The organism is Salinactinospora qingdaonensis (assembly GCF_039539445.1).
Classification (GTDB): Bacteria; Actinomycetota; Actinomycetes; order Streptosporangiales; family Streptosporangiaceae; genus Salinactinospora; species Salinactinospora qingdaonensis.
In genome coordinates, this window is the sequence record NZ_BAABDD010000026.1 from 16141 (window position 1) to 30746 (window position 14606).

8 protein-coding genes are annotated in these 14606 nt (G+C 69.0%); 5 read left to right on the plus strand and 3 right to left on the minus strand.

The features are described 5' to 3' along the window. Positions 1 to 44 precede the first annotated feature (44 nt). The gene (locus tag ABD848_RS19890) at positions 45 to 800 is read right to left on the minus strand and encodes an NUDIX hydrolase (protein ID WP_344974799.1); all 756 of its coding nucleotides are present in this window, start codon (positions 798 to 800) and stop codon (positions 45 to 47) included. Between ABD848_RS19890 and nadA the strand changes: the two genes are divergently transcribed. The 5 genes from nadA to ABD848_RS19915 all read left to right on the plus strand — a co-directional run bounded on the left by nadA (position 717) and on the right by ABD848_RS19915 (position 8308). Further along, positions 717 to 1958, plus strand: a complete 1242-nt coding sequence (gene nadA / locus ABD848_RS19895; protein ID WP_344974801.1) for a quinolinate synthase NadA — start codon at positions 717 to 719, stop codon at positions 1956 to 1958. The two genes, ABD848_RS19890 and nadA, sit on opposite strands and share 84 nt — an antisense overlap. A 1002-nt stretch (positions 1959 to 2960) precedes the next feature. After that, positions 2961 to 4406 (plus strand): RNA polymerase sigma factor, encoded by a 1446-nt coding sequence (locus tag ABD848_RS19900; protein ID WP_344974804.1) that lies wholly within the window; start codon positions 2961 to 2963, stop codon positions 4404 to 4406. Between the two features lie 684 nt (positions 4407 to 5090). Continuing rightward, positions 5091 to 6368 carry a glycosyltransferase family 4 protein gene (locus tag ABD848_RS19905; RefSeq protein WP_344974806.1) on the plus strand — a complete coding sequence of 426 codons (1278 nt, stop codon included), beginning with the start codon at positions 5091 to 5093 and terminating at the stop codon, positions 6366 to 6368. A 93-nt stretch (positions 6369 to 6461) separates the two neighbouring features. Then, positions 6462 to 7214 (plus strand): class I SAM-dependent methyltransferase, encoded by a 753-nt coding sequence (locus ABD848_RS19910; protein WP_344974901.1) that lies wholly within the window; start codon positions 6462 to 6464, stop codon positions 7212 to 7214. Continuing rightward, positions 7211 to 8308: a prenyltransferase/squalene oxidase repeat-containing protein gene (locus ABD848_RS19915; RefSeq protein ID WP_344974809.1), complete on the plus strand. Its 1098-nt coding sequence runs from the start codon at positions 7211 to 7213 to the stop codon at positions 8306 to 8308. Before ABD848_RS19910 ends, ABD848_RS19915 begins: the two co-directional genes overlap by 4 nt. 645 nt (positions 8309 to 8953) lie before the next feature. Here ABD848_RS19915 and ABD848_RS19920 read toward each other — a convergent pair. Together ABD848_RS19920 and ABD848_RS19925 are read right to left on the minus strand one after the other, a co-directional pair. Beyond that, the gene (locus ABD848_RS19920; RefSeq protein WP_344974812.1) at positions 8954 to 13423 is read right to left on the minus strand and encodes a transglycosylase domain-containing protein; all 4470 of its coding nucleotides are present in this window, start codon (positions 13421 to 13423) and stop codon (positions 8954 to 8956) included. Positions 13424 to 13925: 502 nt separating this feature from the next. Next, a complete protein-coding gene (locus ABD848_RS19925; protein WP_344974904.1) occupies positions 13926 to 14546 on the minus strand; it encodes a class I SAM-dependent methyltransferase in 621 nt (206 codons plus the stop codon). Between the last annotated feature and the right edge of the window lie 60 nt (positions 14547 to 14606).

The following is a 14606-nucleotide window of genomic DNA, read 5'->3' on the forward strand; positions in this document are numbered from 1 at the left end:
ACGTTAACATGGCGGCTTCTCTGCCGCTGCGCACGCGTGTGCCCTCACCTGTACTCGGGTGGGCGAAGCACCGCGAAGGCGTCGGTGATCTCCAGTCGGCGGGCGCGGAATCTGAACAGGGCGGCGGGACGCCCGCCTGAGCGCCCTGAGGGCACGAACGCGCCCGTCTCTTCGATCTGGCCCCGGCGCAGGAGGACGCGCCGCAAGTTGGTGGCGGCCACCTCGTGGCCCAGGGCGGCGCTGTAGTAGCGGGAAAGCTGGGACATGGTGAACTCGCCGGGGGCGAGGGCGAAGCCGACGTTGGTGTAGGAGAGTTTGGCCCGCAGCCGCTGGCGTCCGGAGCCGATGATCAGCGCGTGGTCGAAGGCCATCGTGGGCAGATCCGTCACCGGGTGCCAGTGAGTGTCGGCGGGGGTCACCGGGTCGTTGTCGGCCGGCACGAGGCCCAGGTAGGCGGTGGCCAGGACACGTCCGTGCGGATGGCGCTCGGGGGCGCCCCGGGTTTCGAGCTGTTCCAGGTGGGTGAGCTCGCGCACGTCGACTTTTTGGGCGAGTTGCCGGCGGATGGACTCGTCGAGTCCTTCCCAAGCTCCCAACCGTCCGCCGGGCAGCGCCCAGTCGCCCTCGAACGGCGGCCGGGCGCGCCGCCACACCAGGACACAGAGACGATCGGCCCGAACCTGGAAGACGACGGCGAGCACCTCGTGGGCTGCCACATGGTCACGCGCCGTCGCTGCCAGCGCAGGCGCGCCGGCCGTGTTCCCACTCACGTGGTCGATGCCTGCCTCTATACCTTCCATTACGCCCATGTTAGGCTGCCACCAGTTTTTGCCTACAAGACAAAAACTGGATGTGACCACAGCGGCACATACCTCCGGTCGCCGCGCCCGGTCCGATCGGCCGGCCGGCGAGCGAACCAGCCGAAGGAAGAAGTAACACACATGGCAACGGCCATCGCATCGACGAACTCGCCTTCCCCCGACGAGCGCCCCGAAGGGACCGAGTGGGCCACGGAGGTCCGCCGCCTCGCCAAGGAACGCGACGCGGTCATCCTCGCCCACAACTACCAGCGCCCCGAGATCCAAGACGTCGCCGACCACACCGGCGACTCCCTCGCCCTGTCGCGACTGGCGGCCCAGGTGGAGGCGAGCACGATCGTCTTCTGTGGCGTGCACTTCATGGCGGAGACGGCCAAGATCCTCTCCCCCGAGAAGACGGTGCTGCTGCCCGAACCCAAAGCGGGCTGCTCGCTGGCAGACACGATCACCGCTGAGGACGTCCGCGCCTGGCGCGCCGAGCACCCGGGGGCCACCGTCGTCGCCTACGTCAACACCAGCGCGGCGGTCAAAGCCGAAACCGACATCTGCTGCACCTCGTCCAACGCTGCCGACGTCATCCGCTCCATCCCCGCCGAGCAAGAGATCCTGTTCCTGCCCGACCAGTTTCTGGGCGCCCACGTCAAGCGGATCACGGGGCGCGACAACATCCATGTCTGGATGGGCGAGTGCCACGTGCACGCCGGGATCGACGGTGCGACGCTGCGCGAGCGGGTCGACGCCGAGCCCGACGCCGAACTCTACGTTCACCCCGAGTGCGGCTGCGCGACCTCCGCGCTGTACCTGGTGGGCGCCGGCACGGTGCCGCAGGACCGGGTGAAGGTACTGTCCACGGGCGGCATGCTCACCGCGGCCGAAAACACCAAGGCCGACAAGGTCCTCATCGCCACCGAGACCGGGATGCTGCACCAGTTGCGCGCGGCGAACCCCACCACGAGCTTCGAACCGGTCAACTCGCGCGCCGAATGCCGGTACATGAAGATGATCACCGCGGACAAGCTGCTCAACTCGCTCCGCACGGCAACCACGGAGATCACCGTCCCCGACGGAGTCGCCGAACGCGCCCGCGCCTCGGTCGAACGCATGGTTGCCATTGGCTCGCCTGGGCGCGGCGGCGAGTAACGCCCCCACGCCCCATCAGCCACCCGGGCGGTGCGGTCACGCTGCGACCGCACCGCCCGTCGGCCCTACTCCTCGCGCTCGCCCCCGACACGGCTGAAGCCGCCTTTGCCCTCCTGGCCGTTCCCGGGCGATACCGCGGCGACCGCCCCTTCTCCGCTGTCGGCCCGCCCAACGAGAGCACGCCCCGTAGCAGGCCCGCGCCAGGAGTCCGCTCCGGCGAAGAGTCCCTGGTATGCCCCCGCGGGCGGGGCCTTGGGGGAGGAGGGCAGGTGGGGTTTCCCGCCGCTCGTACCTCGATCGCTGCGCGATCTCGGCGACCTCAGGGGCGGGCTGTGCCTGGAGCGGGTGCCGCCCCGGGGCCACGGCCAAAAACCGCTGCCCTTCCCCGTGAACCGCCCCAGGAGGACCTGTGCCTGGAAGGGGATGCGGTCCCGGCGCCGCCCCGCCTTCTTCGCCTGTGTGAAGGATGTCGGAGGGCTCGGCGCACCCTGCCCCGTGTCCGGGAGAGTGTCACCCCTTGTCGTGCCCCAAATGTAGCGTCGTTGTCTCGCCCCGGTGGCCGCCCGCCTCAGTGGTACCCCCAGCCACCGTGCCCCCTTTAGGCTGCCGAGATCGCGCAGCGATCGAGGCGCGAGCGAACGCCGCCCTCTCCCCCTCTCGCTGGACAAAAACATAAAGGTCCCGCGCCCACGGCCGCCGGTCGCAGCGTCCCCGAGATCCGCGTCACGTCACCGACGCCAATACGCCGCGCTTACCAGCGAAAACCGTCTGAAGTCACATCCAGGTACCCCCACACAACCGCAGTTACACAGCGCTACCTCTACAAAACCGGGCATATACGCCTAATCGAAGGAGTAAAAGGACTATGCTCGTGACCGCAATCCGGGGGGATCTGCGCTGCTAGCGGAAACATGACCACTGGTGTTTCGGGCGACTCCGGCTTTTCTACTTTTCCACTCCGCTGGATGCCCGCACCGCCGCAGTGGGTTTCAGGAGGGGATCTTGACTGCGCGACCAGAACCGGGCGGGGGCTCCTCCCCACCGACCGACACCGAATTCGCCGTGCTGGTCTCCGAAGGTCGCGGCTATGAGGAGTGGTACGACGCCTTCGCCCCAGGGGTCTACCGGTACTGCTGGACACTGATCGGCGCCGGCTCACACGAGCACCGTGACGGCGCCGGCGCGGCTGCCTGCGAAACGTTTCTGGCGGCGGTAACGCTGATCGACCGGCTACAGGACCGTTCACTGCTGCGCCCCTGGCTGTTCTCGCTGGCGCGAACCGCGTGCCAAAACCGGGGTTTCGCTCCGCACTCGCCCTACGGTGAATTGGTGGTCGCCGACGAGGAACGCCTCGCCGTCTCGACGCTGCTGCAACTGCCTCCCAGCTACCGCGAACTGCTGGAGCTGTACCTACGCCAGGAACTGACACCGTCACAGATCGGGCTGATCCTGGGGTTCGCTCCCGAAACCGCGAGCGAACTGTGCCGAGCAGCCCTGCGCAGGGTCGTCGACCTGCTGTCAGAACGCATGGCCCGCCCTGACCGCCCCGGTGCCAGCCAGTGGACGCTGATGGACGTCACGGAGCTGCTGGCCACCGTGAACCCACCCGACCCTCCGGCCGGGTGTCGGGTCGAGACGCTGGCCGGCTGCCGCCTCGCCGAACTGGCTGACGAGCGGGCACGAGCTGCCGAGATCGTGGCGCCGCTGGGAGCGGACGGTTTCCCGCTCCACTGCGAACGCGGTGCCGGGGCAACTCTGCTGGCCGGGGAAGGCCTCCTGGCTGAGGAAACCGACAAAGGCGCGACGCGCGAGGCGGAGGAGACCCAGACACTGCCCCGCGACCGCCTCACCACCGCCGACGTCCCACTCGTGAACGCCGCAGAGCCCGTGGCCGAAGTGGGGGGCGGGGAAGGCGGCGGCGACGAGGAGCACGTGCGGTGGGGACGCTGGCTGACCCCCGCCTTGGCTGGGTTGGCGACGGCCATCGTGGCTCTGGGACTGTGGGTGCTGGGCAGCACGATGGCAGGCGGCCCCGCCATCAGGATCGCCGGTTCGCCGCCCCCCGATCCCGTGGCGACCGCACCCGCCAGCCCCTCCCCCTCAACGGCCTCCCTCACCACCGAGATCTCGCCGAGCGAGCCCCCCACCGACGTCGAGACCGCCTCGGTCGCTGAGGCGAGCTCCCTTCCGACGCCGCGCCCGCAAAGCTCGGCCGGCGGCAGCCCCGAGAGAGCCGGCCACCCCACCCCAGAGGACTCCACCGTCGCCGCGGCCCCCACCTCCCAACAGAGCGCTACTCCCAGCACCGCCGCCTCGACCGGCGGCGACCTCGGCGACGACTCCCCCGAACCGGCTTCCCCCTCTCCCAGCGCGAGTGAAGCGGACCGTCACGACGGTCCCATCCGAGGACTCTTCGGCGGCATCTTGGACCTGTTCCAAGACGATTGAGCCAGGTCTGAACCAGGCCAGTGGGGCGGCACCGGCACAGGTTCGCTGCCGACCTCCCCAGCGCCGAATGCCAGGAGCGGTTGAGCAGCGCACCCACGGCTGTAGGCGCCGCCGCCCACCGGGCGCCGGTGGACAGGAGCAGAGGAGCGCCCATCGCAGGCACCGGCCAGGCTGAGCAGCGGTTCAGGCGAGGCAGGGCCGGCCAGCCCCACGGGGCCGCCCGGTCCCGCCTCGCCACCGGGCGCACGCTTTGGCGCCCCAGCCAGCCCCTGGCACGCCGAGAAGCCCGCTATGGCTGCCAGGCTCTCCTGAACCGGCTTCCCAACTCCCCCGACCGCGGCTGAGGTGGCTCCAGCACGACGCAACCGGGCCTCGTTGCGCAGCGGTTCGTTAGCGTTAACCGGCAGTTCGGCGCCACCGGCCAGGTATTAAACTGGCCAGTAACCTACGGGGGCGGGCATCACCCGGACGTGCCCCCCATGCCGCCTAACGGTCGACCGCGCAGGCGGCATGGTCGTCCGGCTCTTCAGTCGCCAACGGTGGCGGGACCAGCGAGCGACAGACGAGGTGATGTGTTGGCTCTGCCGGCAAAAAGCCACGCCCCCGATTCTCCTCGTCGCCGCGCGTCAACCGCGCCGCCGACATCTCCCGCTCACCGTGTCCCGACGCCGATGGGTTAGCCACATGCCGCACCACGATCACCCACTGCGTATCGCCCTGCTGTCCTACCGCAGCAAGCCGCACTGCGGTGGCCAGGGCGTCTACGTCCGGCACCTCTCGCGTGAGCTGGCCGCGCTCGGCCACCACGTGCGGGTCTTCTCCGGTCAGCCCTACCCCGAGCTCGACGAAGGCGTCGAACTAGAAACGGTCCCCAGCCTCGATCTCTACAACGACGAAGCTCCCTTCACCACCCCACCGCTACGGCAGTGGCGCGACTGGATCGACGCCCTAGAGGTCGGCACCATGTGGACGGCGGGCTTCCCCGAGCCATTGACCTTCTCGCTGCGGGTCCTGCGGGCGCTGCGCTCGCGCCACGGCGAGTTCGACGTGATCCACGACAACCAAACCCTGGGGTACGGCCTGCTGGGCGTGCAGCGCTTCGGGGTCCCGCTTGTGACCACTATCCACCACCCCATCACCGTGGACCGCCGCATCGAGATCAAGGAGGCCCAAGGCTGGATGAAGCTGTCCAAGCGCCGCTGGTACAGCTTCGTCGGAATGCAGGGCCGCGTGGCGCGGCGCCTCCACTCGATCCTGGTGCCCTCCCACGCCTCCGCTGACGACATCGTGCGCGAGTTCGGCGTGCGCCGCTCCAGCATCGACGTCGTGCCCCTCGGCGTCGACACCCGGTTCTTCCACCCTCGCCCCGATATCCCCCGCCTCCCCGGACACATCGTCTGCGTGGCCAGCGCCGACAGCCCGCTCAAGGGGGTGGCCACCCTGCTGCGGGCTGCGGCCAAGCTGGCTACCGAACGGCGGATCTCGCTGACCATCGTCAGTAAACCGCGGCCGGACGGCCCCGTCGAGCGGCTCGTCGACGAACTGTGCCTGCGCGAGCACGTCACCTTCCGCAACGGTCTCGACGACACCGAACTCGCCCACCTGCTCGCCTCAGCGGAGATCGCGGTCGTCCCCTCGTTCTACGAAGGGTTCTCCCTGCCGGCGGTGGAAGCCATGGCCTGCGCGACCCCCCTCATCGCCAGCCGCGCCGGCGCGCTGCCGGAAGTCGTCGGCGACAGCGGGGCGGGGCGGCTTGTCTCCCCCGGCGACGTGGCCGAGCTCGCCGCGACGATCGCCGCGCTGCTCGACGACGAGAAGGAGCGCACCCGGCTCGGAGAGGCGGCCTGGACCCGCGTGCGGGAAAGGTTTAGCTGGCGAGCGGTCGCGGCGGCCACCGCGCAGCGCTACGCCGCGACGATCGCCACGACCCACCACCGGTCGCCGAGCCTCAGCTCGCTGTAACAGCGCCGTCGTCGCGCGCCTGCTCCCGCCCCGCACAGCGGGTGGTCGCGCCCCGACGAACCGGCCGGTCAGGCCCGAGAAAAGGAGTGCCCCCTGATCACCGTCGACTTCACCCTCTTTCCCATCACCCCCGGGCAGCAGGTCCTCGATGTGGGCTGCGGCAACGGCCGACACGCCTTCGAGGCCTACCGCCGCGGCGCCGATGTGGTGGCCTTCGACCACAATGAGAACGACCTGGCCGAGGTCGCCACGATGTTCTCCGCGATGCGCACCGCCGGAGAGGCTCCGGCCGGCGCGCAGGCCGACACCGTCAAAGGAGACGCTCTCGACATGCCGTTCGAGGACGGCACGTTCGACCGGGTCGTCGCTGCCGAGATCCTCGAACACATCCCGCACGATACGCAGGCGATCGCCGAACTGTACCGCGTGCTGCGCCCCGGGGGGATCGCGGCGGTGACGGTACCGAGCTGGCTACCGGAGCGACTGTGCTGGGCCCTGTCGGAGGACTACCACACTAACGAGGGCGGCCACGTCCGCATCTACACTCGGGCCGAACTGGAAGCCAAACTCAAGGCAGCCGGCTTCGAGATCGGCCCGCACCACCACGCGCACGCGCTGCACACCCCCTACTGGTGGCTCAAGTGCGCCGTCGGCACCGCCAACGAGAAGCATCCGCTCGTCGCCTCCTACCACCGGCTCCTGGTGTGGGACATCCTGCGCGCCCCCAAGGTCACCCGCGCCACCGAACGGCTCCTCAACCCGCTGATCGGCAAAAGCGTCGTCGTCTACCTGCGCAAGCCCGCCAAGGCCGGCAGCGGAGACGAGGGACTGGGAGCCGGCACGTGACGGCGCCGCCCACCCCCCGACAACCGGCCCCCCTGGAACTGCCCGGTGTGCTCAGCGCCGAGGAGATCGCCCAGACCGCGCGCTACCTGAGCGGCTGCCAGGAGAGCGACGGCGCGATCCCCTGGTTCCCCGGCGGGCATGTGGACGCCTGGGACCACGTGGAGTGCGCCATGGCGCTGTCGGCCACCGGGCACCTCACGGCCGCCGAGCGCGCCTACGACTGGCTCGCCGCCACCCAGTCGCCCGACGGCTCGTGGCCGGCCAAGATCCGCGACGGCACGGTGATCAACCCGTTGCGCGAGGCCAACCACGCCGCCTACCCCGCCGTAGGGGTCTGGCAGCACCTCCTCGTCACCGGCGATACGGCGTTCGCGCGGCGGCTGTGGCCGACGGTGCGCGGCGGGATCGAATTCGCGCTGGGGCTACGCACCCGCCGCGGCGAGATTCAATGGTCCCGCTCCCCCGACGGCACTGCCGGCGACCACGCCCTTCTGACGGCGTGCGCGAGCATCCACCACGCCCTGTGGTGCGCTTCGGCCCTGGCTCGACACCTTGATCAGCCCCAGCAGGAGTGGGAGTCGGCGGCGGCGCGGCTGGGCCACCTCGTCGCCGATCACGAATCCGTGTTCGCCGACCGCGGCCGGTTCTCGATGGACTGGTACTACCCCATTCTGGGCGGCGCCGTGCGCGATGCACAGGCCAAGGAACGGGTCGCCGACCGGTGGGACACCTTCGTCGTGCCGAACCTGGGAACGCGGTGCGTGAGTGACCAGCCGTGGATCACGGGAGCTGAGACCTGCGAACTCGTGATGACGCTGGCCGCCATGGGCGAAAGCGACCGCGGCACGAGCCTCCTCGCCGACATGCAGCATCTACGCGACCCCGACGACGGCGCTTACTGGACCGGCTACCAGTTCGCCGAGGATGTCCGGTGGCCCGTCGAACGCAGCACCTGGACGGCAGCCGCGGTCATCCTGGCTGTGGACGCGCTGACCGAGACAACAGCGGGAGCGACCGCCTTCACCCGCGTCCCCTGCCAGGACGGGGCGTTTTCCGTGCCCGAGGCATGCGGGTGCGGGGACATCGTGGGCTGAGTTCTGTCTCTCGGGAGGAGTACGGGTGTGGGGCCGGGTGCCGTTCGCGCCGCCCGCGAGACCGGTCGTTCGCGACGGTGGTGGCGGACGTGGCCTTCACGGGTATGCGACCGCTGGGCGAAGCGTTGGTGGCCGGCGACTGAGGGAGCCGTCGTTCACTTCCACCTCGATCGCTGCGCGATCTCGGCAGCCCGCAAGAGCACCGGGCGGGTACGGGACGCGGAGCGGCCGAGGGACCACGACACGCGCGGAGGCAGCCTCGCAGCGCCCTCAGAACTCCCCCGACGCCCCCCGTCATCGATGACGTGCGCCCGCGCTCGCATCCCGGTGAGGCTGCCGAGCGAGCGAAGCGAGGAAGGCACGAGCGTCGGCCAACCACCTTCTAGGCCGGCGGTCGCGCTGTCACTGCCCCAAAACGACCGCCAGCCCTGTGTTCAGGTTCTGTTCTTTGGCAAGGGCGGTGAGGGCCGGCGGTGGGTGGAAGGAGGCGGGCGCCTTCGCTGCCGCCCCACAGGCTGCCGAGATCGCGAAGCGATCGAGGCACGAGCGAACGAAGAACACCCCCACGGCCCACACCCCAGCCGGCCGAGAACAGAACCCGGTCGCGGGGCGGTCCCCCGTTGGGTAGACCGCCCCGCGCCGTGGTCAGAAGTCGGAGCTCGCACCCGAGACGGTTTCACCGCCGGTACCACCGGTTCCGCCGGTGTCACCGCCGGTATCGCCGCCGGTGCCACCACCACCGCCAGTGTCGCCACCACCGCCGGTGCCACCACCACCGCCGGTGTCGCCACCGTCACCACCGGTGTCACCACCGTCACCACCGGTGTCACCACCGTCACCGGTACCGCCACCGTCACCACCGGTGTCACCACCGTCACCGGTACCGCCACCGTCACCACCGGTGTCACCGCCATCACCGGTACCGCCACCGTCACCGGGGTTGCCGGTGCCCGGCTCACCCGTTCCGGCGCCGGGCTCGGGCTGGCCAGGCTGCTGCGGCTCCTGGGGGCCCGGCGTGGCCGGTTCCTCTGGCTCTGGCTCGGCCCAGTACTCCGTCTCGCCGCCGAAGGGCGGATCGGGGAACTCCTTGACCTCCTTGCCTTCGTGGGCGGTGGTCATGAAGGTCTCCCAGACATCGGCTGGTGCGCTGCCTCCCGAGATAGGGCCGTAGTAGGGCAGCGAGACCGTTGACTTGTTGTCGGCGCTGTAAATGCCCACCGCCGCGGAAAGCTGCGGCGTATAGCCAGCGAACCACGCGGCCACGTTCCCGTCGGTGGTGCCGGTCTTGCCCGCGGCGGGACGGCCCGGCTTCTTGCCGGCCGCCGTACCGTAGTTGAGCACCTGCTCCAGGGCGTGGGTGGCGTCTGCCGCCTCGTCCTGGCTGAGCACCCGATTGCTGCCCACCTCGGGACGCTCGTTCTCACCGTCGAGGTTGATGACCTCGCGGACGACGTGCGGCTCGACGCGCACCCCGCCGTTGGCGAAGGTCCCGTACGCGCTGGCCTGGTCGAACGGACTGACGCTGGAGACCCCCAACGGCATGACCGGCACGAGCTGGTGGTCCTTGATGCTGCCCTCGGGCAGGCCCATGTCGTAGGCCATCTGCCGGACCTCCTTGAGCCCGACGTTCAACCCGAGGTTGATGTAGCCGGTGTTGCTGGAGAAGGCGGTGGCCTCGATCAGGTCGATAGGACGGTTGGGCCCGTGACTGGTGATCGACTTACCGTTGAACGTCTGCGGGTAGGAGCCGTCGACCATGGAGTTGAGGCTGTAGCCCTGGTGGAGCGCCGTCGCCAAGACGTAGGGCTTGAACGAGGACCCGATCTGGGCGGTGCCGTTGAAAGCGGTGTCGTACTGGTTGGCCATATAGTCCTCGCCGCCATAGAAGGCGACGACCTCGCCGTTGGCCGGGTTGACGGCGGTGAGGCCCACCTTGACCCCCTCGGAGCGGTCCTCGGGTGGGACGTGGGTGTTGACCGCCTCCTTGGCCGCTTCCATAAGCCGCTTGTCGAAGCTGGTGACGACCTTGTAGCCGCCGCGGTTGATGCTGTCCTCGTCATAGCCGAGCTCCTTGAGCTCCGCCATGGCCTGCTGCAACATGTAGCCCTTGTAGCCGCTGAGGTCGACGCCCTCCTGTGGGATCTGCTCGTTGGGCTTGGGGAACTCGTACTCCTGGGCCTCGGCCTGGGAGATGGTGCCCATGCTGACGAGTCCATCGACTACGTAGCCCCACCGGTTCTCCATCTCCGGTGTGGTCTCGCTGTCGGCCAGCCCGAACTTGGTGGGCTGCTGGATGGCCGCCGCCAGCAGCGCCGCCTCGGAGCTGGTCAGGTCACCGACGTCTTTGTGGTAGTAAGCCTGGGCGGCAGCCTGGATGCCGTAGGCGTTGCGACCGAAGTAGATCGTGTTGAGGTACTGCTCCAGAATCCACTCTTTGGGCTGGGACCGGTCGACCTTGAGGGAGATGATGATCTCCCGCATCTTGCGGCTGACCGTGCGCTCCTGGCTCAGCCCCTCGTAGTAGTTGCGCACCATCTGCTGGGTGATGGTCGACCCGCCCTGCACCTGCTGCCCGGTCAGCGTGGAGAAAGCCGCCCGCATCGTCCCGGTAATGGAGACGCCCGGCTCGTCCCAGAAGCCCCGGTTCTCCGCGGAGAGGATCGCGTTTTGGACCCGCTCGGGCACCTCCTCCAGATCCACCGGGTCACGGTTGACCCCGCGCTCGGAGAACACCGTCTCGCCGTCGGAGTAGTAGAAGGTGGAGCCCTGGTACATGACCTGGGCTTGGGTGGCGTTGGGTACCGGGATGGTGGCGTAGGCGACACCGAAACCGATCGTGGCCAACACGAACATGACCGCGACCGTGAAGATGCCGGCCCTGGTCAACCGGAACCAGAGCGGACGCTTGCGCTTGCCGTTCTTGCCGGCTTTGGTACCCCCGGACTTCGGGGGGCGCGTCTTGGTGAGCGACGCGGTGGAACCGTTGTCGTCGGCACCACCGGAGGGGGTGGGAGACGGCGGCTCGGGGGGACCACCTCGCCCCTGGGAGGCGCCGGCAGCGGTCGTTGCCGGAGAGCTCGCTTCGGTGGTGTCGGCACCCGCGGCCCGTTGCGAAGCGATGGTTTCGTCTCGACGCTGTTGGGAGCTTGCGGGATCGCCCCGCCCTGCGGGCCGAGAGGGGATGCCCGAGAGGGTGGTTTCGGTGGGAGCGGCACCGCTGGTCGCCGCGCCGTCGAACTGCGATTCGGTGTCGGTCGCTCCCGAGGTCGCCGTCGCGCTCTCCGCCGCGGGTGGCTCTGCTGACGGATGGGAGCCAGCGGTCGGCTCATCGCGTGAGGGAGGCCCGTGCCGGCGATCGGGGGTGGTGTCGGGCGACGGGCGAGTTTCCGAGGGCGAAGTGGTCGGAGAGCCTGCCAGCTCGCCGTCGTCATCGTCGTTGGCGTCGTCGGCGTCGTCGGCGTCGTCGAAGACAGGGGTGAAGGCGGCCGTGCCCTCCGGGTCCCAGCCGTCATAGCGCGAGGAGTCAGTCTCGGGCTCCGGCGTGGCGCCCGTTGCGGCGACCGTGTGCTCAGCAGTCGGCTCCTGACCGGCGAAGCTCCGGACCGTGGTCTCAGCGGAATCGGACGGCCCGGATTCGGGAGTCGGTGCGTTCGCCGGTGAGTGCGGACTTTCCGTCGCGTCAAAGGCCGCTGTGGCCGCGGGAGATTCCGACTGCGGTACAGCCGGGCTCAGCCACGTCGTCTCAGGATCAGCTCCCGCAGGGTCGCCAGCAACCGCACCGACCTCACTCGCAGTCCCCCCAACGCCGTCCTCATCGCCGGGGGGTGGCTGACCCGCCTCAGGCTCGGCTCCCGCAGGGTCGGCAGCGACCGCACCGACCTCGTCCGCGGCCTCCGCAATGCCGTCGTCGCCAGGACTCAGCCGAACCGTCTCAGGCTCGACTCCCACCGGCTCAGCCTCCCCACCACCAGCCTCGCCGCCGGGACTCAGCCGAACCGTCTCCTCCTGCGGATCAGACGACTCCACCCCCGCATCCCCACCAGAGACATCCGAGGACGACTCCCCACGCAACTCCGCAGGAATCGCGAAAGAAGCCGTAGCCGTCGCATCAACATCCTCACCAGCCTCGCCGCCAGGACTCAGCCGAACCGTCTCAGGCTCGACTCCCACCGGCTCAGCCTCCCCACCACCAGCCTCATCGCCGGGACTCAGCCGAACCGTCTCCTCCTGCGGATCAGACGACTCCACCCCCGCATCCCCACCAGAGACATCCGAGGACGACTCCCCACGCAACTCCGCAGGAATCGCGAAAGAAGCCGTAGCCGTCGCATCAACATCCTCACCAGCCTCGCCGCCAGGACTCAGCCGAACCGTCTCAGGCTCGACTCCCACCGGCTCAGCCTCCCCACCACCAGCCTCATCGCCGGGACTCAGCCGAACCGTCTCCTCCTGCGGATCAGACGAGCCCGACACTGAAGAAGTGGAAGAGTCGGAAGCCGTGCCGTCGGGCTCCTCGCCGGCGGCGTCGGGAGCAACGGAGGTTTCGGCTGCGGAGGCGGGGGCGTCTGCCGTGTCCTCCGCTTGGGTGATGCGGCCTTCCTCGTCCAGGGTCAGGCCGTACTGTTCAGCAAGGTTGCGCGCTACTTTGTCCCGAAAGAAGCTGCCGCTGTCCTTGAAGGCGCTCGCTCCGGTGTAGGGCGAGTCATCGGTAGCGGTCGCTTCTTCGGAGGGCTCGCGTTGAGCCGTCGATTCGGTGCCTTCCTCCCCTAAGGACTCGGTCGATCCGAACCAGTCGAAACCGGTGGTGGAACCGGCATAGGTCTGATGGTCGTAGGACTGGGTGGCGTGGTTCGCCTCCGGGTCATGCACATCACCGGGCGCTGACTCAGGTTGGGGGGCGGTGCCGCTCGCTGGAGCGGCAAAAGCGTCCTCTCCTCCGAGGCTCTGGTGCCCGGCGGTGCCGGTGCCGCTGTCGGCGGGTGATTCGTCGGTTCCGAAGACATCGCTGCTGACGGCGCGCGAGGTCGCCTCGGCGCTCGTGTCGCCAGGCGTGGTTGGGCGCGCGTCGCTGCCCTCGTCCGTGTGGTCGTTGGGTTCAGGCTGCTTGGAATCCACGTCGCTCGTCGCAGAAGAGTTACCGGTGTCAGACGTTTCAGCTTCAGGGCGCGGCTGGTTGTCGCCGCCGCCGTAGGTGCTCTCGCTCAGTTCCTCGCCCCCTGGAGTGCTCGTTCCCCCCTATACGGCGGTTGCCATAGAGCTGCCATAACTATGACGCGAAGGTGGGGCGGTTTGGTTTAACCAGAATCCCATTCGGGTCGGCGCGTCGGGGGGACGCCGAGACCCTCGGCACACGATACCCGGCTCCACCGCCACAGCAGGCGATTGCACAAGGTAGCGGGCGCCTAGACACCGACTTCGGAGGCACACGACGCGAAAAAGCCATGACCTCGGGCGATGACAGCGACGGTACCGCCGGCCCTCCCTTGAGAGAAAGCCGCGAATCGGCCGATCAGCGCCAATACCTCCGAAAGTAAGCATGAGAACACAGCCTAAAGATTCTCAGCGGAGTCCCAGCGGACTCCCGGGGTTTGCGCAGTAGCGGACGAACGCACCCCACTCAGGGACGGCGACGCAGTACGCGCAGTGACCCTTGGTGGGCGACCTCGACGAACTCGCCAGAGCTCAGCGCGCGACGGTAGATGTGGTAAGGGGGACGCCCCCCATCGGCCGGATTCGGAAAGACATCGTGGATGGCCAGCGCGCCGCCAGGTACCAGGTGTGGGCTCCAGTTGGCGTAGTCGGCCTGGGCGCTCTCCTCTGTGTGCCCCCCATCGATGAAGACCATCCCCAGGGGGGTGCGCCAGAACGCGGCGAGGGTGGCGGAACGCCCGACGATGGCGATGACGGTCTCCTCAAGGTCGGCGGCCGCCATGGTCTGGCGGAACGCCCCCAAGGTGTCGAACCGTCCCGTTATCGGGTCGATCAGGCTCGCATCGTGGTACTGCCACCCGGGCTGGTGCTCCTCGGAACCGCGGTGGTGGTCGACGGTGAACACGGTGGCCGCCGAATGCAGCGCGGCTGCGCCGAGATAGACGGTGGACTTGCCGCAGTAGCTGCCGATCTCCATCACCGGGCCGAGCGCAGCGTAGGCAAACGCCGCCTCGAAGAGCGCGCGCCCCTCGTCGTCGGGCATGAACCCCTTGGTCTGGGCGGCCACGCGCAGCAGCCGCTCATCCATCACGGGGGTGGGGGGCGTGGTCACGGTGACACCACCCTCTCGTGTCTCATAGGTCTGTGG